Raw genomic sequence first — 20,357 nt, 5'->3', positions numbered from 1 at the left:
GTTCATCGCATAAATATAATAAACTTGAAAATACAGATACTTGGCAAAAGCTACCAATGCCATCTACAAATCCACCGCCCCCGCCACCGCATCGCCGATCGCCGGTCGCAGCACGAAGATCCCGCTGTCGAAATGCCGCGTCGGGTGGACGCGGTTGGTCAGCAGCGTCCAGGCATATCCGCGCTCGAAATCGATCCACAGGCCGGTGCCGGTAAAGCCGGTATGGCCGATCGTTTCGGCGGAACAGGCCGCCCCGCCCGACCAGCCGTCGAATTTGCGCTCCCACCCGCATGTGCGATGCTCGTAGAGCGGCATGCGGATCGCAGCGCGCATCGCGGGCGATGCGCCGCTCCAGTCCAGCAGCCCGGCGGCGAAATCGAGCACGCCGCCGACCGTGCCGAACAGCCCGGCATGGCCGGTCTCGCCGCCCAGCGCCGCCGCATTCTCGTCATGCACCTCGCCCTTCAGCACGCGGCCGCGCCACGCGCAGCGTTCGGTCGCCACCGCTGGGCCCGGCGGTGGCCCGTAAGCGAGCCCCGCGCCGAGCAGCCAGGCCGAAAGCGGCGCACCGGTGAGCCGCTCGACCGCGATGCCGAGCAGGATGAAGTTGATATCGGAATAAACCGGCGGCCCGTGCCGCCACTCGCGCTGCAATACGAAGGCGCGCAGCCGCTGCGGATCATCGCCATAGGTGTAGATCGGCTCGACGGCGGGGAAAAAGGTGCGGTGGGCCAGACAATCGCGGAAGGTCAGGCGACGCTCGGGCGCGCCGGCAAGGTCATATTGCCGCAAGTCCGGGATCGCCTCGGTCAACGGCGCGTCGAGATCGATCCGGCCCTGATCGGCCAGGTGCAGGATCATCGTCGTCGTCGCGATCACCTTGGTGACCGAAGCGAGATCGAACCAATGCGCCTCGGTCAGCGCTTCCGGCTCGGGCAGCAGCGCGGCATGGCCCGCGACCTGCACCGCGCGCTTGCCGTCAGCAGTGACGATACCGAGCGTCGCTCCGGGAATACGCCCCTCGGCAACCGCCGCCGCGGCGGGCGCGAACGCGCGTTCGATGTCGATCATGATGCCTCCTCGCGCGGCTGCACCCGCGCGATCAGCGGCAGGAACAGTATCGCCGCCAGGCTGAGCCCGCCCGACAGCCAGAAAAATCCGTCAAAGCCGATATGCCGCGCGATATTGCCCCCCGCCCCCGCAAGCAGGCGCGGCAGCAGGAAGGCAAAGCCCGACAGAAACGCATATTGCGCGCCGGGATAGCGCGGGTTCACCAGCATCGACAGGAATACAACGAACACAGCCCCTTCCATGCCATGCGCAAACTGGTCGAGCGCGGTGGCGATGTAGATGACGTGCGGGCTTGGCGGCTGGAACCACAGCCACACAAAGATCCAATTGCCCAGCGCCGAGCCGATCGCGCCCAGCGCCAGCGCCCGCGTCAGCCGCAACCGCACCGCCAGCACCGCCCCGAGCGCAACGCCTGCCATACTGCTCGGCAAGGCGACGAAGCCATCGGCAATCCCCATCGTCGTCAGGTCATAATGCGCCGCGATCTCGAGCGGCTTGGACAAAGCCAGCGTGAGCACGTCGCCCATCCGGTAGAAGCTGACAAAGGCCAGCAGCGGCAGCACCTTATAGCCAAAGCGCCAGAAGATATCGACATACGGCCCGACCATCGTCGATCGCCGCGCCCATGCTCCCGCCGACAGGCCGACAATGCGCGGCAGCAGCGCCGCCATGATGAGGAAGGGCAGCAGGCACAGCACCAACACCGTGGTGGTGGCGTCGGTTTTAGCGCTGATCCCGATCGCCGCCGCCGCGCGCAACACCAGCGCCCCCGCCCCTGCCGCGAGGAACAGCGACAGGCCCAGGATCACCGCGCTGGCCCCGAGCCCGGTTGCCAGCGCAACGCCCCGCGCCCGCCCCGCCCCCGCCTGCGGGCGCATCATGGCGAGGATCGGCAGCGGCGCGAACGCGCCCGCGGCGATCACCAGATAGGCCCAGGTCCAGTTGGCATGGTCCGCCACGATCAACGCGCCGCTGCCCGCCGCGACCATTGCGCTGCGATAGCCCCACAAATTGGCGGCGGTCAGCGGGCCTTGCGTTTCCGGGGTCGGTGCCAGTTCGATCCGCCAGGCGTCGGCGGAGACTTCCAGCGTCGTCGTCCAGAAAGCCAGCAGCACCGCGAACAGCGCGGTCAGCGGCAGGCTAGCATCGCTCGAGGTGAACGCCATCGCCACCATCGCGGCGAAGATGCCCAATTGCGAGAGCATGATCCACCCCAGCCGCGGCCCGAAAAAGCGCCCGAAACCCGGCACCGAAAAGCGATCCAGCAAAGGGGCCCACAGGAACTTCAGCGTCGGCAGCAACTGCACCCAGCCGAAAAAGCCGATCAGCACCAGATCCACGCCGTGCTTCGCCAGCCGCGCCGACAGGATCGTCGAAAACATGTAATAAGGCAGCCCGGCAGAGAAGCCGAGCAACAGGTATAACGCGAAACGACTGCGCGCAGAGTTGAGCCCCGTGGCAACGCTCGGCGTTTCCGGCAGTGACGCGCCGGATATCACCGCCGACATCGCAATCCCCCTTATGCGGCCGCACCACCGCGACCGGGTCATGCTCGTCTGCGCTTGGCCCAGCGTCAATGCTGCACTGGTGCGCGCGCGCAACACTTTTGGTCAAATCCGTCGCAAGAGATGCCCATAGGCTATGGCACTCGCAAGAGAAACTATGGCGCGTTGCAACATTCCTGTTACCTAATGTCCAGGGTTGCGCGGGGGCGCAAAAAGGGGGTTCAGACTATGACGTCGCTCAAGACTTTGCTCGTTTCCGGCACGGCGTTCACCGCCTTGATGTGTCTTTTCGCCGGGACCGGGTTCGCCCAGACGACGCAGGAAGCGGCGACGCCGACCGGGGCAGCCACGCCCCTGATCGGTGCGGGAGAAACGTCGAGCAAGGCGGACTCGGCCGACATTCTCGTCACCGGCTCGCGCATCAAGCAGAACCCGAATGACAGCGCGCTCCCCTTGCAGGTCATCACGGTCAAGGAACTGCAACGCAACAGCATCAGCAGCCCCGAACAGCTGATTGCGTTCCTCACCGACAATGGCAGCTCCGCCGACAACCTCGCCAGCAACTCCGACGTCGTAACCTCGGAACGGCGCGGCAATAACGGTGCGTCCTTCGCCAATCTCCGCGGCCAGGGCTCGGCAGCGACCTTGGTGCTGCTCAACGGGCGCCGGGTCGCTGCGCAAGGCACCACCGGGTCCGCCGTCGACGTCAACCAGATCCCGTTCGCGGCGCTCGACCGCGTCGAAGTGCTGAAGGACGGCGCATCGGCGATCTACGGCACCGACGCGGTCGGCGGCGTCATCAACTTCATCACCAAGAAGAATTATCGTGGCCTCGGCGCAACCGCTTTCACCGACGTAACCGAGAAGGGCGACGCGCCGATCTACCGCGTGTCGGGAATCGCCGGTTTTGGCGATCTCGACAAGCAGGGCTTCAACGTGATGGGGACGGTCAGCTATAGCTGGATTTCTCCGCTCGAGGCGCATTCGCGCAGCTTCGTCAACACCTTCCAGCATGACCGCGGCCTTGGCGTCGATACGCGCGGCACGCCGTTTGCGACGATCGTCAACCTGGCTGGCACCAGCTTCGCTACATCGTCAGCGTTTCCGCTGATCCCGGGCACCAACGTGCGCGCGACCGGCGGCATCAACGCCTTGCGCTTGCCCGGACAGGCCGGCTGCAACGCCGTGCCGGACCAAGACATTTACGATACCGACGTGTGGGGGGCACCGGGCAATGGCCTCGCTTGCTCCTATGATACCGGCAAGAACGTGTATCTCCAGCAACAGCTCAACACGCTGACCTATCTCGGTCGCGCGGTGAAGCGGTTCGGCGAGCACGAAATAGCGCTCGAAATCACGGGATCGAGCGCGGACTCGGTCAAGCGCTTCTCGCCGGTGCAGATCACGCCCAACACCACCACGCAAAACTACAAATATTCGAGGGTCGCGGGCGTCAACGATGTCGCGTTCGACAACCTCGTCAGCCGCATCAACAGCGTGTTCCCGGGGCTGCTGAACGCCAATTCGACCTTCTCCTATCGCTGGCGCTGCGTCGAATGCGGGGAGCGCGAGATCTCGACCACCACCACCACTTTCCGCGCGGCGCTGAATGCGACGGGCCCGCTGTTCAAAGGGTGGGATTATAGCGCTGGCATTTCCTATGCCGACAGCATCTCTTCTTCGACGCTCGGCAGCGGTTATTATTATCAGGACGCGCTGGTCGCGGCGCTCAACAGCGGCGCGGTCAATCCGTTCCTGTTCCCCGGCCAGACGCAAAGCGCCGCCGGGATGGCAGCCATCCAGTCAGCCTCGGCCAACGGCGTCGTGCTGTATGGCGGCAAATATTCGGTCAAGCAGGGCGATGCGTCGGTCTCGGGATCGTTGTTCAACATGTGGGGCGGCATGGTGAAGCTCGCAGCCGGGGTCGACTTCCGGCGCGAGGAATATAAGTTCAACGGTGACCAGCGCGCCGTACAGCGCACGATCATTGCCGCACCATTCGACAACGGCAATGCGCTCAACGGCGTCCACCGCGACATCAAGGCGGTCTATGGCGAATTGCTCGTGCCGATCTTCAAGGGCTTCGAGCTTACGCTCGCTGGCCGCCTCGACGACTATTCGGGCTTCGGGACGACGACCAATCCCAAGATCTCACTCAAATATCGGCCGTTCAAGCCGATCATGTTCCGCGGATCCTACAACACCGCCTTCCGCGTGCCGTCGTTCAACCAGATCTTCAATCCCGATACGGACACAGTTTATACTGGATCCGACTTTGCCGACCCCAAAAACTGCCCGAACGGCACCGTCAATGCGGCGAATGGCTGTCCGTCGCTCAACAACAACGTCAACATCCGCAACGGCGGCAATTTGACGCTGGGGCCGGAGACCGCGACGATGTTCAGCGGCGGCGTGGTGTTTGAGCCATCACGGCACTTCAGTGCGACCGCCGATTTCTGGTCGATCAACCGCAACAACACCATCCAGGTGCTGCCGCTGCAATATCTGTTCGCCAATTATTCGATCTTCCAGGACCGCTTCATCCGCGACTCCTCGGGCAAGCTGACCGTCATCGACGAGACCTATGCCAATGCGGGGAACACCAAGACCCAGGCGATCGAATTCACGGCGCGCGGCAGCATCGACGCGCTTGGCGGCAGCTTCGGCGCGGGGCTGGACGGCACGCTGCTGCTCAAGAAGGAGGAGAAGGTCAACGCCAGCGCCGCGACCATCCAACAGCTTGGCGTCTACTCGCTCGCGTCCGATCTTGGCCTGCGCTGGAAGCACAATGCGTTCGTGAGCTATTCGAACGATGATTTCAGCCTGTCGCTGACGCAGATCTTCCGCTCGGGCTATAAGAATCAGGTGCTGCCAGGCGTGCTGGCGGGTACCTTCAACCCGTCAAACGACATCACCGATGTGGCGGATTATATCTACTACAACCTCTCCGCTTCTTATAACGGGATCAAAGGGTTCAAGCTGACCTTCGGCGTGCGCAACCTGTTCGACACCAACCCGCCCTTCGCCATCTCCTATGACAGCAACAACGGCAGCGGCAGCTCGTGGGAGCCGCGCGTTGCCGATCCACGCGGGCGTTCGTTCACGATGCAGGCCGAGGTGAAGTTCTAAACGGACGGCCACAAGCGGCCATCAAACCAATGCCGCGCGCCCGGTTGCAATAGGGGCATCGACTGCAACCGGGTGCACCGCGTCACAAATGCCGCATCGCGTATTTTGTTAGCGCGGAGACCGCGCTCTCAATGCGCCAGCGCGCTCTTGCTCCAACCGAGCGCCTGCGCCGTAACCGCCAACTGCGTGCGGTTGCGTACCTTGAGTTTGCGCATCAGCGCGGTCATGTGTGCTTTGACGGTGGCCTCGGCTATGCCGAGGTCATAGGCAATCTGCTTGTTGAGCTGGCCGCAATAGACGCCGTCGAGGACCTTGCGCTGTGTCGGGGTCAGGCGAGCGAAGGGAGCCGAGGCGTCTCGGTCCAGCGTGGCCTCGCTCACCGCTATTTGCTGCCTCGTCATCTAAGCCCTCCCCCTTTCGCGGCGTGATGGCACACGTCGCGTCCGACTGTCGGCTTCTGCCGATCAAACGAAACTCGATGCGAGTCTCGATGGCTGATCCTATTCAAATTGGTTGGACAGATTCAAGCGCATATTACAATTTCGACCGATTTTGCGCGAATAATCTTGGAATATTGCGCATTGCTGTCGTACAGATACTTCCACGCAGCCCGTACATTGCGAGAGACTGCGGCGGAGAAGGGGGTCCAATGGTCCATTCGCAATCGCTGGCGCATGGCCGCACCGTACCCGCCACCGCGCTGATCGCGGCGCACGCGCGATGAGGCCCGAGGATTACCGCCTGATCGTGGCGGCCATGCTCGGCATCGGCTTGTCGATCGTCCTGATCGTTCGCGGGCGCTTGCATCCGTTTGTCGCGTTGCTGTCGGGCGCGTTCGTCGTCGGTATCATCGCCGGCCTGCCGATTGCCGATACCGCAAAGGCCATCCAGAAGGGTGCGGGCGATATTCTGGGCGGCACCGGGCTGGTGGTCGCGCTCGGGCTGGCGCTTGGCGCGATGCTGCAATTGTCGGATGCCGCCGCAGGCCTCGCGCGGACCGCCTTGCGATGGGCCGGCGTACGCGCCGCACCCTGGGCGAGCGTGGCGACGGGCCTCCTCATTGGCTTGCCGCTATTCTTCGAAACCGGGCTGGTGCTGCTGCTGCCGATCGTCGCGGCTGCGGCGGCGGCGCTCCCGGCGGGTGCGAACCAGGATTCCGCCAAGCTGCGGCTGATGCTGTCGGCCCTGGCCGGGCTGTCGGTGGTGCACGCGCTGGTGCCGCCGCATCCGGGCCCGTTGCTCGCGGTCGAGGCGCTGCACGCCGATTTGCTGCGCACGCTCGGCTACGGCTTGCTCATCGGCATCCCGACCGCGATCGTCGCGGGGCCCGTGCTGGCGAAATTCACCGCGCGCGGCGTAAAACTGGCCCCGCCCCTGCTCGCCCCGACGGTGCTGAACATGCCTGCGCCCGCGAACTGGCGCGCGCTGTTGGTCGTGCTGATGCCCGTGGTCCTCATCGCAGCGGGCCAGGCGGTGGCGCTGCTGCCGCCGCCGGTCGCAGCGCGCTTTGGCGTGCTTGCCGTGGCCAGCAATCCGGTCCTCGCATTGTTGATCGCGTGTTTGGCGGCGCTGCCGCTGCTGTTCGGTCGGCGCATCGGCGATGCCAAGGTGCAGGAAGCGATCTGGACCGAGACGATGCAGCCGGCGGGCGCGATCCTGCTGGCGATCGGTGCGGGCGGCGCGTTGAAGCAAGTGCTCGTCACGGCTGGCCTGTCCGATTTGCTGGCGCGGGTCGCGACCGGCGGGCCGTTGTCGCCGATCTTGCTGGCGTGGCTTGTCGCGGTCTGTATCCGCCTCGCCACCGGTTCGGCCACGGTCGCGACGATCACGACTGCGGGGATCATGCCCGCATTCGTCGCCGCCTCGGGCGCGTCGCCCGAATGGATCGTGCTGGCGATCGGTGCCGGATCGCTCTTCTTCAGCCATGTCAACGATCCCGGATTCTGGCTGGTGAAAAGCTATCTCGGCATCGACACACCCGCGACGTTTCGCACCTGGTCGGTGATGGAGACCGTCGTGTCGGTGCTCGGACTGGCGTTGATCCTTGTTGCCAGTCACCTATTCTGACGGCACGCGCCCGACGCGGTGACCAAGGAACGACCGATGAATGAAGGCCGCTTAGCCGACCGGGCCTATGCCGGGATCGTCGAGATCATCAATGGCGACGGGCTGGCGGTGGGCGATCGCCTGCCGTCCGAAGCGCGGCTGGCGGAAATGTTCGGCATGTCGCGCACGATCGTGCGCGAGGCGCTCGTCCGCCTCGCCGCAGACGGCATTACCGAGGCGCGCCGCGGTGCGGGCTCGTTCGTCAAGGGTCGCCCTTCGGACCGGCTGATCGCCTTTCTGCCGATGGACCATATGTCGGCGACCTTTGGGACTTATGAGGTGCGCTTCGTGCTCGAAGCCGAGGCGGCACGCCTCGCGGCCACGCGCCGCTCGAGCGAGGAAATGGCGGCGATTGAGGCCGCGATGCACGCGCTCCGCACCGCCTTGCTGTCGAGCGCACCAGCGCATGACGAGGACATGGCGTTGCACCGGCAAATCGTGCTAGCGACCGCCAACCCCGCCTTTCTGGTCGCGTTCGACGCGCTGTTCGGCGATGTCGACCGGATTATGCGCGCCGGTGTCGATATTTCGCGCTCGCGCCCGCCCGAGGTGATCGGCGCGATGCTGCGAGAGCATGAGATGCTGGTCGACGCGATCCGGGTGCAGGATGCCGACGGCGCGGCGCTCGCAATGCGCTGGCATTTGTCGGAAGGCCGCAAGCGGCTGCTCCCCTGAGCGCGGCAACACGAACCCCGCCCCGGCGATCGCCTGAACGCGATCGAAACAGTGATTCGACGCGCCAAGGTCCGCCCTGAAATCCCTCTCCCAGCGAGAGAGGGAAGCGCCCGTCGCTTGCAGACCGCCGTTTCACGATCCGGAAAGCGCCCCACCCCCAACCCCTCCCCGGCAGGGAGGGGACGGGGGTGAGCGGCCTGCGGCAGCGCGCAACCGCGATCGGGCGCGCCACTAATCATACCTAACGGCGAACCGGGTTTACTGACCTTCGCCGGGAAACAATCCGGCCACCTTCAATTCCCGAAGTTAGTGACGATGATCTCTATCGCTGTAACCGCTAGGTGACCTATCAGAGCACCCAAGGCTTTGTCGGCGATCCAACGTAACGACTTCAAAGCAGGCGGCACAATCCAACCGATGTGGATAGCCTCGCACGCGAACGCATGCTGTATAATCATTATCTGACGGCGGGCGTCCTCAACTTCATCCTGGTCCAAGCCACCGTGGTCATTCCCCTCGGTTAGTTGCTTTGCGACTTGCGCTAATGCGTCACGTGCTGCTTCGAAACCAGCTTGGTTGTCAGAATAGCGAACGATGCGATCTGCCGCTGGTGCAGTGTCCGATGGGAAATCGCTCCATCCGGCAAGCGCCTGATCGCGTCGGGTCGTGATCGAGACCGCAGGCTGGTACCGTTCACCATCGGATCTCGCATCCAAGTGCTGGTAGGTCTGTGTCGTAAGCCAAAGCTCACCTGTAACGGCAACCTCAGCCTTTTCGGCTGCGTCGAGCTGCCAGCAAGATACGCTGGACGTCGAGAAAGCTTTTACAGGCAAAGAACTGGAATGGGCCGGGTCCTGATAATCTTCGACCCGATCCGCCTCGGGAAATTGAACGGGCCGGGCCATCTTAAATATCTTTCGCTGAGTCGCTGTCCAACAATACCTTTAACCAACTGGCGAAACCTCGCTAGCGAGACTTGAAATGCGGTGCCGCCTAGCAGCGGGACCTGCGGTGTCGAAAACGTCCCGCTTTCACCCCGTCCTATGACGGGCTGAAGAAATGATATTGGGTGCCGGCTGGGTCAGATTAATAAGTGGCGATATCCCCCCTAAGCGGGACCTTATCCAACCAGCCCAGAACCGCTTCGCACAGCACCACCGGTGCCAACCCGGCATCCAGCGTAATCCCCGTCTCTTCGGGAGACAGCATCTCCAGCGTAGCCAATTGGCTCGCGAGTAAGCTACTCGGCATATAATGCCCCGTGCGGCGCGCGATCCGCTGTTCCAGATCCGCCGCAGTCCCATCAAGCAGAACGAAGCGCAGTTTCAGCCGAGTCGCCGCCACCAGTCGGTCGCGATAGCTGCGCCGCAGTGCCGAGCACGCCGCCACCACCAGCCCGTTGACGCGCACCTCGGCATCGATCGCGGCCCCCAAACGATCGAGCCACGGCCAGCGATCGGCATCGTTTAGCGGCTGACCGCTGCGCATCTTGGCCACCGCCGCCGCGTCGTGAAAGGAGTCGCCCTCCAGGAACGTCGCGCCGAGCGCGGATGCGAGCAGCGCACCAAGCGTGGACTTGCCGCTGCCGCTGACGCCCATCACGATTACCGCCATCGGCGCGACCACGCTGTGACTGACTGCCCGTTGCAAAATGCTGTCCCCAAAACCGGACTGGGCCCCGACGCGCCGCGTCGGCCCCGGGCCTTTCATAAGCCCTGATACTGCAGGGCGCATCGGCCTGGGAACTACGACCATCGTCGCGGATGGCACGCGCATGATGGTCGCTTATGCACAGCATCGGCCAGACGCGCAGGCGTCGGTTGGGGGAGAGGCAAAGCACCGTGAAGAGACGAGCTGCCATGCTGGCGACGACTGCGGTAGCGCTGCTGGCACCGGTCGCGACGCGCGCTGTCCCCGCCCGCTCGGTGCTCGCAACGGCTCCGAACGAGCCGCGTGCCGTAACGGTCAGCGGCGCGAAGGACGGGCGTGCAGATGCGACGGCGGCGATCCAGCGCGCGATCGACGCCGCGCGCATCACCGGCGGCAATGGCATCGTCTTCCTGCCCTCGGGCCGCTATCGCCTTTCGCGCAGCATTCTTGTGCCGCCCGGCGTGCGGATCCTGGGCGTTGGCCCAACCCGCCCGGTGCTGGTGCTGGCCGATGCGACACCGGGCTTTCAAAGCGGTGTCGCCACGATGGTGGTGTTCACCGGCGGTGACCAATATGCCGTGGGCAAGGTTCCCGTGCCCGTGCCGACCGTGGTGCCGCCCAGTGGCAAGGGCGGCAGCGAGGTGCGCGACGCCAATTCGGCGACCTTCTATTCGGCGATGAGCAATATCGATGTAGAGATCGGCGCGGGCAATCCGGCCGCCGCGGCGGTGCGCTTCCGCGTCGCGCAGCACGCCTTTCTCAGCCATATGGACTTCCGCTTGGGCTCGGCCTTTGCCGGCGTCTATCAGGCCGGCAACGTCATGGAGGACGTCCACTTCCATGGCGGGCGCTATGGCATCGTCACCGAAAAGACCTCGCCCGCCTGGCAGTTCACGCTGATCGATTCGAGCTTCGACCATCAGCGCGACGCCGCGATCCGCGAGCATGAAGTCGACCTCACGCTCGTCAACGTGGCCATTCGCGACACGCCGGTCGGGATCGATATCGACCCCGGCTATAGCGACTCGCTGTGGGGCAAGGACGTGCGGTTCGAGCGCGTCTCGCATGCCGGGGTGATCATCAGCCGCGAGAGCAGCGCCTTCACCCAGATCGGCTTCGACAACGCGCTCGCCACCGATACGCCGGTGTTCGCACGCTTCCGCGAGAGCGGGAAAACCGTCGCCGCCCCCGCGCGCGCATACCGCGTGGCGCGCTTTTCGCACGGCCTCGCGGTGCCGACGCTCGGCGCGACCGGCCGGATCGCGACCGACGTGCAGAGTACGCCGATCCCAGCCCTGCCTCCGCCCCACCCCAACGCCATCCGCGCGCTGCCCGCCGTGGCGGAGTGGCACAACGTCCGCGATCTCGGCGCGCGCGGCGATGCCACGACCGACGACACCGCCGCGCTGCAGCGTGCGATCGATACGCAGCGCGTGCTCTATTTCCCGGTCGGTTTCTACCGCGTCACCAATACGCTCAAGCTGCGGCCCGATACGGTGCTGCTGGGCCTGCACCCGGCGCTGACCCAGCTCGTTCTGCCCGACGCCAACCCCGCTCATGCAGGCGTCGGCGGCGTGGTGCCGATCCTCGAAAGCTCCAAGGGCGGCAGCAACATCCTGTCGGGCCTCGGGCTGTTCACCGGCCGCATCAATCCGCGCGCCTCGGCGTTGCTATGGAAAGCGGGTGCGGATTCGCTGGTCGACGACGTCAAGATCATGGGCGGCGGCGGCACCCCGACCGCGGACGGCCTGCCGCTCGGCGCGCGCAACGCGCATAGCGGCGATCCGGTCGCGGACAATCGCTGGGACGCGCAATATCCGAGCATCTGGGTGACCGATGGCGGGGGCGGCACCTTCGCCGATGTGTGGACGCCCAACACCTTCGCCCAGGCCGGTTTCACTGTGTCGGACACCAAGACGCCGGGGCACGTCTATCAGCTCTCGGCCGAGCATCACGTTCGCAACGAGATCGTGCTCGATGGCGTGGAGAATTGGGAATTTCTCGCGCCGCAGACCGAACAGGAAGTCGGCGAAGGGATGGACTCGACCTCGCTCGATATCCGCAACTCGCGCAACCTGCTGTTCACCAATTATCACAGCTACCGTGTGACGCGGACCTTTCACCCGGCAGTGTCGGCGGTGAAGCTGACCAATGCCTCGGACATTCGTTTCCGGAATGTCCATATCAACGCCGAGAGTGGCTTTGCGACCTGCCAGGCAGATGGCTGCGGCACCTACGTGCGGGTCAGCAAATTCCCGTTCGAAAATGCGATTCAGGACAGGACCCAGCACCTTGAGGTGCGCGAGCGCGAGTTCGCCAGCCTCGACATTCCCGCCACCCCCGTGCTGGCCGAGGCCCCCGCTGCGGTGCCGGGTGCCGGGCCGGTACGCAAACTCGAAAGCGGCTTCTTCTCAATCTCGGGCGCGGCAGTCGATGCCGCAGGCACGCTCTATTTCGTCGAGCATCGCTTCCAGCGGATCTATCGCTGGAGCGCGGCCACCGGCCTCGAGATCGTCCTCGACGCCGCGCTCGATCCGGTCAATCTCGCGGTCGAGCGCTCGGGCAAAGTGCTGGTGCTGTCCTCGCTCGGCCCGGAAGGCAGCGTCTATGCGATCGATCCTGCCGCATCGAAGACCGACGTCACGGTCATCGCCCCGACGCCAGTTGCCGAGCACCGCGATGCGGACACGCTCCTCCCCGGCAATTGGTGGAACAATGGCGAATTCCGCGATCAATACGATGCCCGGAGCGATCATTTCACCACGCTCGGCGAGATGTTCGCGCGCGACGCCGCCACGCCGAAACCCCGCGAATATGTCTCGCCCGACGGTAGCCTCGTGCTCCCGGCGTTTCGCGTGTGGCAACAGGGCACACACGACCATGTCGGCTGGCGCTTTTCCGACACGCTCGACGCCTATAGCCTGGTCCACGGGCGCGTTGGCACCCGCATTTATGCCAGCAACGAATCCGAAGGACGCACATACAGCGCGCTGGTCGGCGCGGGCGGCACGCTTTCCGACCTGAAGCCCTTTGTCGAGCGCGCCGGAGAGAGCGTCGCGGTCGACGCCCAGGGCCGCGTGTTTATCGCGAACGGGCAGGTCTTCGTCTACGCGCCCGACGGCAGCGAGATCGGCCGGATCGACGTGCCCGAACGCCCCCTCCAGTTGATCTTCGGAGGCACCGATCACGCGACGCTCTTCATCCTTACGCATCACACGCTTTACGCCGTCGCGATGCGCGGCGGATGACCCCGATGAAAACGACAACAAAAAACAGGTGAGGATCCCAATGACCGACATGATCACAGAACGCACCCCCGGTTCCAGCAGCAGGCGCACAGCATTCCTGACCGCCAGCCTCGCGTCGCTGATGGCGATCGCGATCGCGGCACCGGCCGAGGCGCAAACCACGCCTGCGGCCCCGCCGCCGCCCGCGACGCTGCCCGCAGACACGGCCGACACCGCCGACAATACCGCCAAGGACATCGTCGTCACCGGCTCGCGCATCACCACCGGCGGCTTCACCGCGCCGACCCCGACCCAGACGATCGGCGCGGTCGATATCGCGCGCAACGCCGAGCCCAACGTCTTCACCACGATCGCGCAATTGCCCTCGCTGCAGGGTTCGACCGGCGTCACCACCGGCACCAACAGCACCTCCAGCGGACAGCAGGGCCTGAGCTCCTTCTCGCTGCGCGGGCTCGGCACGATCCGCACGCTGACGCTGCTCGACGGCCAGCGCGTCGTCGGCGCGAACGTGACCGGCGTGCCCGATATCAGCCTGTTTCCGCAATTGCTGATCAAGCGCGTCGATGTGGTGACGGGCGGTGCATCCGCTTCTTATGGTTCGGATGCGGTCGGCGGCGTCGTCAACTTCATCACCGAAAAGCACTTCGTCGGGTTCAAGGCGAACGTTCAGGGCGGCATCACCACTTACGGCGACAACAAGCAGTATCTGTTCCAGGCGGCCGCCGGAAAATCCTTCTTCAACGATCGCCTGCATGTCGAAGTCAGTGGCGAATATGACCATGAAGATGGCGTTCCGGCCGGCGGCTTTGGCGAGCAACTTGCCAACGGGCGCAGCTGGTATCGCACCTCGACCTTCATCAATCGCAACGTGACCAATGACGGGTCGCCGCAATATCTCGTGCGCGACCATGCGCAGGCCTATCAATATACCAAATACGGGCTGATCACGGGCGGGCCGCTGCAAGGCACCGCGTTCGACGTGAACGGCGTTCCGTTCCAGTTCCAATATGGCTCGAACGGCGTTCCGTCCAAGGCCCTTCCGGGCACGCCGCAGTTCGGCCTCGTCTCGGGTTGCTACCCGCAAGGCGGCTTCTGCCTCGGCGGCGACCTGTCGGGCAATGTCGGCATCGGCACCACGCTGCAGTCACGGCTCGATCGCTACAACGGCTATGGCCGCGTCGGCTTCGACCTCGACGCGAACAACGAGATCTATGCGACGGTCAACATCGCGCAGGTCGACACGATGAACCAGCCAAACCCGGGCGCGACCAAGTCGGGCCTGACGCTGCAATGCTCCAACCCATTCGTCCCCGCCTCGATCCAGGCGGCCTGCGCCACTGCAGGCATCACCAGCTTCCAGTTCGGCAGCAGCAATGGCGAGCTGCCCGCGAACATCACGGTCTATCCGACGCGCAAGCAATATCGCTTCGTCGGCGGCGCGACGGGCAAGGTGCCGGTGTTCGGCACGACGTGGAATTACGACTTCTCCTATGAGCATGGCGAGAACATTACCGACATCCACGTCAAGAACATCACGCTGACCTCGCGCTACAACGCCGCGATCCAGGCGATCAGTCTGGGCGGGCAGATCGTTTGCGCCGATCCGGTCGCGCGCGCCAATGGCTGCGTGCCGATCAACATCATCGGCGGCACCCCGCCAAGCGCGGCGGCGCTCGCTTATATCGAACCGACCAACGGCCCATTCCAGCATACCCGCCAGACGCAGGATGCGCTTGCCTTCAGCTTCAGCGGATCACCGCTCAGCCTGTGGGCCGGGCCGGTGTCGTTTGCCGCAGGTGCCGAATATCGCAATGAATTCTATCACGTCGTCGGCGATCCATACGGCAACGGCGTCTCGGCCGAGACGCCCTATACCAGCACCTATCCGGCCGATCCGGTGCTCAATACCGCAGGCAACAATTGGTACGCCGGCAATTATCACGCCGGTCGCGGCAGCTACCACGTCGCCGAAGGTTTCCTCGAGCTCAACCTGCCCTTCCTCAAATCGGACTCGCTCGGCAGCGCGAACCTGAACGTCGCCGGACGCGTCACCAATTACAGTACCTCTGGCACGATCTACACCTGGAAGGTGGGCGGCACGTGGGACACGCCGATCGACGGCGTGCGGCTACGCGCGGTTACCTCGCGCGACGTGCGTGCACCGAACCTGTCGGAGCTGTTCGCCGCCCCGATCACCACGACCGTGCCGAACTTCAGCAACCCCAATCCCAACCGCGCGCCGGGCGACCCGGCGACCTTGACCATCCTGCAAAATGCGATCGGCAACACCGCGCTCAAGCCCGAAATCGCGCGCAACACCACGGCCGGCATCGTGCTGTCGCGCCCGCACTGGCTGCCCGGCTTCAGCGCGTCGTTCGATTATTACCGGATCAAGATCAACGGGGTGATCTCGACGCTCAATTCGCAGCAGGAAGTCAATCTGTGCTACCTCAATAACATCACCTCGCTATGCGGCGCGTTCAACCTCACGCCACCGGCGGGGACAGCACCCTATGTCAACCTCCAGGCATTCAACCTCGCCTCGATCTTCACCGACGGGTTTGACATTGAGGCGAGCTATCAATTTGACGTCGCCAAGCTCGGCCTGCCCGGGCGCGTCGTGCTGCGCGGGCTCGCCACCAATGTGAAGAACTTCATCACCGATCCGGGCGTCCCCGGCACGATCCCGACACAGGGCGCGGGGGTCAATGCTGGCAACACCCCGTCGTGGAAATTGCTGACGACCGAAAGCTGGACCACCGATCGGTTCAGCCTCAGCGTTCAGCAGCGCTGGTTCAGCGATGGCGTGTACAGCAACGAATATGTCGTTTGCAGCAGCGGCTGCCCGGTCTCGACCACGCAGCACCCGACGATCGACAACAACACGATGCCCGGTGCCTTCTATCTCGACGTGGGCGGATCGTTCAACATCACCAAGAAATTGAACGCTTATTTCAAGATCGACAATCTGCTCGATCATGATCCGGCACCCTCGCCCCAAACCAATACCGGCATCGACGTCAATCAGTCGCTTTACGATACGCTCGGGCGTTTGTTCCGGGTTGGCGTACGCTACAATTTCTAGCACCACGGTCCCCTACCCCGACCCGGTGGGTCGGGTTCCTCGTCCCGGCCGGTGGCCGGGACGTTTCTTTTGAGGATGTAAGATGCCCGGATGGTCGCTTCCGTTTCGTGTCACATTTCTGGCCGCGCTTATGGCAACAGCAATGCCCGTTGCCGCATCCACGTCTTATTACGCGACCGCCCCGGAAGATCCCCGCGCCATCACCGTTGCAGGGACGCGCGACGGTCGCGCCGACGACACCACGGCGCTGCAAACCGCGATCGATGCCGCCGCGGCGAAGGGCGGCGGCGGAATCGTTTTTGTCCCCTCGGGCCGCTATCGCATCAGCCGCACCCTGTTCGTGTGGCCAGGTGTCCGGGTGTTCGGCGTCGGCAAGACCCGGCCCGTCATCGTGCTCGGCGATGCGACCCCCGGCTTTAAGCAGGGCCTCGCCACCATGGTGATGTTCGCCGGGGCCAAGCCCGGTGCCACCGATACCGCCAAGACCTATCGCACCCCGTTTCCGCCACCGGGCAGCGTGCCGTTCAACCCCGATATTGCCGATGCCAATCCCGGCACCTTCTACCCTGCGCTATCGAACATCGATTTCGTGATCGGCAAGGGCAACGCCGCCGCCGCCGCGATCCGCTTTCACGCCGCGCAGCACGCCTATCTGGCGCATATCGATTTCCAGATCGGCTCGGGCCTTGCCGGTCTCTATCAAGTCGCCAATCAGGCGCAGGATCTGCATTTTCATGGCGGGCGCTATGGCATTCTGACAGAGAAACCATCCCCCGCCTGGCAATTCACGCTGCTCGATTCGACCTTCGACGGACAACGCGAATCCGCGATCCGCGAGCATGAGGCGAGCCTCACCCTGGTCAACGTCGCCTTTCGCAACGTGCCAACCGCAATCGACATCGATCGCGGCTATGGCGACTGGCTGTGGGGCAAGGATGTCCGGTTCGAAAACATCCGCAACGCCGCCGTCGTGATCAGCAATGAGAACAACGTCTATACGCAGATCGGCTTTCAGAATGCGGTTGCCAGCGCCACGCCGACCTTCGCCCGCTTTCGCGACAGCGGCAGGACGGTTGCAGGTGCAGGCCGCTCCTACCGCGTGGCATCCTTCGGCTATGGCCTGATGGTCCCCGGGCTGGGCCGGACCGGAAGCTATAGGACCGTGATCGACGCCACGCCGATCCCACGGCTGCCTGCCCCGCCCCCGCTCGCGATCCGGCCGCTGCCTGCGACCGATTCCTGGGCCAATGTCCAGCAGCTGGGCGCGCGCGGGGATGACAAGACCGATGACACCGCCGCCATCCAGCGCGCGATCGATGCGCACCGTACTGTCTATTTTCCCGCCGGTCGCTATCTCGTCACCGACACGCTGCGGCTAAGGCCGGACAGCGTGCTGGTCGCCTTGCACCCGAGCCTGACGCAGCTCATCCTGCCGGACGGCACGCCTGCCTTCCAAGGGGTGGGCTCGGCCAAGGCGCTGATCGAGAGTGCGCACGGTGGAGACGCCATCGTCTCCGGTCTTGGCCTGTTCACCGGCGGCATCAATCCACGCGCAACCGCGCTGCTCTGGCACGCCGGCGCGCAATCGCTGGTCGAAGACGTCAAGTTTCAGGGCGGCCACGGCACCGATCTCGCCGATGGCAGTCGCTTCGACCCTTATAACGCCAACCACACCGGCGACCCCGACCCGGCCAAGCGCTGGGACGCGCAATATCCGAGCCTGTGGGTGCGCGGCGGCGGCGGCACTTTCGCCAATCTCTGGAGCCCCGATACCTATGCTCAAGCGGGCATGTTGGTGTCCGAAACCGACACCCCGGGCCATGTCTATCAGATGTCGAGCGAGCACCATGTCCGCGCGGAATTCGTGCTCGACCATGTCGCCCATTGGGAGTTCCTCGCGCCGCAGACCGAGGAGGAAGCGGGCGAGAGCCAGGACGCGGTCTCGTTCGACATTCGCCACAGCCACGATCTTCTGATCGCCAATTATCACGCCTATCGCGTGACACGATCGCTCAAACCCGCGCCGACCGCCGTGCGGCTGACCGACACCCGCGACCTCCATTTCCGCAACGTCCACGTCAATGCCGAAAGTGGCTTCGGCACGTGCGACGAAAATGGCTGCTCGACCTATTTGCGCGCCAGCAAATTCCCCTACGAAAACGCCGTTCAGGATGTCACGCGCGGTCTCGAAGTCCGCGAGCGGGAATTTGCAGCCCTCGACCTGACTTCGGACACCGTGGCTCCGGCGACTCAGGGCGCTTTCGCGGACGCCAAGGTGGAAAAGCTGGCGAGCGGTTTCTATGCCGCCGCAGGAGCGGCCCTCGCTCCTGACGGAACGCTGTATTTCGTCGATCATCGCCAGCAGCGCATCTATGCCTGGTCGCGCGCCGATGGCCTGCGCGTGATCAACGACGCACCGCTGGATCCCGTCAATCTCGCGGTCGACCGCTCGGGCAACCTGCTCGTGCTGTCGTCGGAGGGCCGGAATGGGACGGTCTATAGCCTCACGCCCAACAGCGGCGCGGACGTTCGCGTGATCCCGTCGACGCCCGCCGTCGATCATCCGGGCGCAAGAACCGTGCTGCCGGTCAATTATTGGGTGAATGGCGAGTTCAAGGACCAGCTCGACACCAAAACCTACGCCTATCCGACGCTGGCCGACATGTTCGACCGCGACATGCGCCTCCCCAAGGCGCGCGAATATGTGTCGCCCGACGGCAGCCTGGTCCTGCCCGCCTATCGGACCTTCCAGCAGGGGCCTTCGAACTTTCTCGGCTGGCGGTTCTCCGACGCTCTCGACAGTTATGGCTTTACCACTGCCGAGGTTGGCGGAACGGTGTTCGTTACTAACGCATCAGAAAACAAAACCTATCGCGCACGCCTGGGAGCGCACGGCGCACTGACCGATCTCGTCCCCTTCGCCAATCGCGGCGGAGAGAGCGTGGCGAGCGATGCGCAGGGGCGCGTGTATGTCGCCAACGGTCAGGTGTTCGTTTTCGCCGCAGACGGTGCCGAGATCGGCCGGATTGATATCCCCGAGCGCCCGCTCCAACTGCTTGTTGACGACCGCGCGCGCAAAACGCTCTTCGTGGTGACGCATCACGCCATTTACGGCGTCGGCATTCCCTGACGCCAAGCGCGCTTGCCGGGCAGACCTAGCGGGCCGTGCGCCACAACGGATCCTCTCAAACCCAACGCACCGCGCTCAGCGCGTCGGGTTCACTGGGGGATCCTGCATAATTTTGGCCAGTTCGCTGTCGATCAGCTGCCCGATATAGCGGGAAAGCTCCGCGTGATGGACGTCTGGATCCGAAATTCTGCGAAACAACACGCCGTGGCCGACCGCGAGGATGAAATCCGCCAACTCGCTGCGCCGTGCGGCCCGCTCCTCGCCCGGTGCCAAAGCGTCGAGCGCGCTGAGGATATTGCCGCGGACGAGGGCGTCGACCTCGCGCATGATGTCCCCGACACGATCGTTCCGCGTTGCTTCGGCAAACATCTCCGCGAACAGCGCGTACGAGCCCGGATCGTTCGGATCCTCTTCCAGGAACCGCGCGATCCACGCACGGACCAGCGCGAAATCGCGCGCCTCGACTGCCGCACGAAGCGCCGGCTCATCCAAAAACTCGACGACATCGGCCCGCACCAGCTCGGCGACAATATCCTCCTTGCAGGCAAAATCGCGATAAAGCTGCCCGACCTTAACCCCCGAGTCGGCGGCGATACGCGCCACGCCGGAGGCGTGGAAGCCATATTGAGTGAAGAGCTGACGCGCCGCAGACAAGATTCGCGCTCGCCGATCTTCCGCACGAGAATCCCGCTTTTTCATCACTTTATCGGCAAATTTTCGGGTGGTCGGCATAATCCTCCTATGAATAGGCTTGTCAT

At 64.3% G+C, this 20,357-nt stretch carries 12 protein-coding genes; 6 read left to right on the top strand and 6 right to left on the bottom strand.

Going from position 1 to position 20,357, the window contains the following annotated elements; genetic code table 11:
* Positions 1–63: 63 nt before the first annotated feature.
* Positions 64–1,071 (bottom strand): serine hydrolase domain-containing protein, encoded by a 1,008-nt coding sequence (locus EJC47_RS13885; protein ID WP_126848524.1) that lies wholly within the window; start codon positions 1,069–1,071, stop codon positions 64–66.
* Positions 1,068–2,579, bottom strand: a complete 1,512-nt coding sequence (locus EJC47_RS13880; protein WP_126848522.1) for a permease — start codon at positions 2,577–2,579, stop codon at positions 1,068–1,070. The genes EJC47_RS13885 and EJC47_RS13880 overlap by 4 nt, the downstream gene beginning before the upstream one ends.
* A 225-nt stretch (positions 2,580–2,804) precedes the next feature.
* On the opposite strand from EJC47_RS13880, the gene EJC47_RS13875 reads away from it, so the two are divergent.
* A complete protein-coding gene (locus tag EJC47_RS13875) occupies positions 2,805–5,705 on the top strand; it encodes a TonB-dependent receptor domain-containing protein (protein ID WP_221885176.1) in 2,901 nt (966 codons plus the stop codon).
* Positions 5,706–5,833: 128 nt separating this feature from the next.
* Here the strand turns inward: EJC47_RS13875 and EJC47_RS13870 are convergent, their stop codons facing one another.
* Entirely contained in the window at positions 5,834–6,106 is a 273-nt protein-coding gene (locus EJC47_RS13870) for a helix-turn-helix domain-containing protein (protein WP_260591585.1), read from the bottom strand.
* Positions 6,107–6,425: 319 nt separating this feature from the next.
* Here EJC47_RS13870 and EJC47_RS13865 point away from each other — a divergent pair, with 319 nt between their 5' ends.
* The gene (locus tag EJC47_RS13865; protein ID WP_126848519.1) at positions 6,426–7,772 is read left to right on the top strand and encodes a GntP family permease; all 1,347 of its coding nucleotides are present in this window, start codon (positions 6,426–6,428) and stop codon (positions 7,770–7,772) included.
* 36 nt (positions 7,773–7,808) lie between these two features.
* The gene (locus EJC47_RS13860) at positions 7,809–8,486 is read left to right on the top strand and encodes a FadR/GntR family transcriptional regulator (RefSeq protein WP_033964495.1); all 678 of its coding nucleotides are present in this window, start codon (positions 7,809–7,811) and stop codon (positions 8,484–8,486) included.
* Positions 8,487–8,779: 293 nt separating this feature from the next.
* Here EJC47_RS13860 and EJC47_RS13855 read toward each other — a convergent pair whose 3' ends face one another.
* Positions 8,780–9,391 carry a hypothetical protein gene (locus EJC47_RS13855; protein ID WP_126848517.1) on the bottom strand — a complete coding sequence of 204 codons (612 nt, stop codon included), beginning with the start codon at positions 9,389–9,391 and terminating at the stop codon, positions 8,780–8,782.
* A 181-nt stretch (positions 9,392–9,572) separates the two neighbouring features.
* Positions 9,573–10,100 carry a gluconokinase gene (locus tag EJC47_RS13850; protein WP_260591586.1) on the bottom strand — a complete coding sequence of 176 codons (528 nt, stop codon included), beginning with the start codon at positions 10,098–10,100 and terminating at the stop codon, positions 9,573–9,575.
* 245 nt (positions 10,101–10,345) lie between these two features.
* Between EJC47_RS13850 and EJC47_RS13845 the strand changes: the two genes are divergently transcribed.
* From EJC47_RS13845 to EJC47_RS13835, 3 genes are all read left to right on the top strand, one after another.
* On the top strand, positions 10,346–13,384 hold the full coding sequence (locus EJC47_RS13845; RefSeq protein WP_126848513.1) for a glycosyl hydrolase family 28-related protein: 3,039 nt from the start codon (positions 10,346–10,348) through the stop codon (positions 13,382–13,384).
* 40 nt (positions 13,385–13,424) lie between these two features.
* The gene (locus EJC47_RS13840; RefSeq protein ID WP_126848511.1) at positions 13,425–16,469 is read left to right on the top strand and encodes a TonB-dependent receptor plug domain-containing protein; all 3,045 of its coding nucleotides are present in this window, start codon (positions 13,425–13,427) and stop codon (positions 16,467–16,469) included.
* Positions 16,470–16,551: 82 nt separating this feature from the next.
* Positions 16,552–19,599, top strand: coding sequence for a glycosyl hydrolase family 28-related protein (locus EJC47_RS13835; protein ID WP_126848509.1), 3,048 nt, complete (start codon positions 16,552–16,554; stop codon positions 19,597–19,599).
* 75 nt (positions 19,600–19,674) lie between these two features.
* Here EJC47_RS13835 and EJC47_RS13830 read toward each other — a convergent pair whose 3' ends face one another.
* Positions 19,675–20,331, bottom strand: a complete 657-nt coding sequence (locus tag EJC47_RS13830) for a TetR/AcrR family transcriptional regulator (protein ID WP_126848507.1) — start codon at positions 20,329–20,331, stop codon at positions 19,675–19,677.
* Positions 20,332–20,357 lie beyond the last annotated feature (26 nt).

The sequence above is a fragment of the Sphingomonas sp. TF3 genome, assembly GCF_003985085.1.
Lineage (GTDB): Bacteria > Pseudomonadota > Alphaproteobacteria > Sphingomonadales > Sphingomonadaceae > Sphingomonas.
This window is presented reverse-complemented; position numbering and strand designations above follow the sequence as displayed.

Bases quoted from the DNA above. Each gene is read 5' to 3' on its own strand.
- EJC47_RS13885 (WP_126848524.1), bottom strand. From the start codon at position 1,071: ATGATCGACATCGAACGCGCGTTCGCGCCCGCCGCGGCGGCGGTTGCC.
- EJC47_RS13880 (WP_126848522.1), bottom strand. From the start codon at position 2,579: ATGTCGGCGGTGATATCCGGCGCGTCACTGCCGGAAACGCCGAGCGTT.
- EJC47_RS13875 (WP_221885176.1), top strand. From the start codon at position 2,805: ATGACGTCGCTCAAGACTTTGCTCGTTTCCGGCACGGCGTTCACCGCC.
- EJC47_RS13870 (WP_260591585.1), bottom strand. From the start codon at position 6,106: ATGACGAGGCAGCAAATAGCGGTGAGCGAGGCCACGCTGGACCGAGAC.
- EJC47_RS13865 (WP_126848519.1), top strand. From the start codon at position 6,426: ATGAGGCCCGAGGATTACCGCCTGATCGTGGCGGCCATGCTCGGCATC.
- EJC47_RS13860 (WP_033964495.1), top strand. From the start codon at position 7,809: ATGAATGAAGGCCGCTTAGCCGACCGGGCCTATGCCGGGATCGTCGAG.
- EJC47_RS13855 (WP_126848517.1), bottom strand. From the start codon at position 9,391: ATGGCCCGGCCCGTTCAATTTCCCGAGGCGGATCGGGTCGAAGATTAT.
- EJC47_RS13850 (WP_260591586.1), bottom strand. From the start codon at position 10,100: ATGGCGGTAATCGTGATGGGCGTCAGCGGCAGCGGCAAGTCCACGCTT.
- EJC47_RS13845 (WP_126848513.1), top strand. From the start codon at position 10,346: ATGCTGGCGACGACTGCGGTAGCGCTGCTGGCACCGGTCGCGACGCGC.
- EJC47_RS13840 (WP_126848511.1), top strand. From the start codon at position 13,425: ATGACCGACATGATCACAGAACGCACCCCCGGTTCCAGCAGCAGGCGC.
- EJC47_RS13835 (WP_126848509.1), top strand. From the start codon at position 16,552: ATGCCCGGATGGTCGCTTCCGTTTCGTGTCACATTTCTGGCCGCGCTT.
- EJC47_RS13830 (WP_126848507.1), bottom strand. From the start codon at position 20,331: ATGCCGACCACCCGAAAATTTGCCGATAAAGTGATGAAAAAGCGGGAT.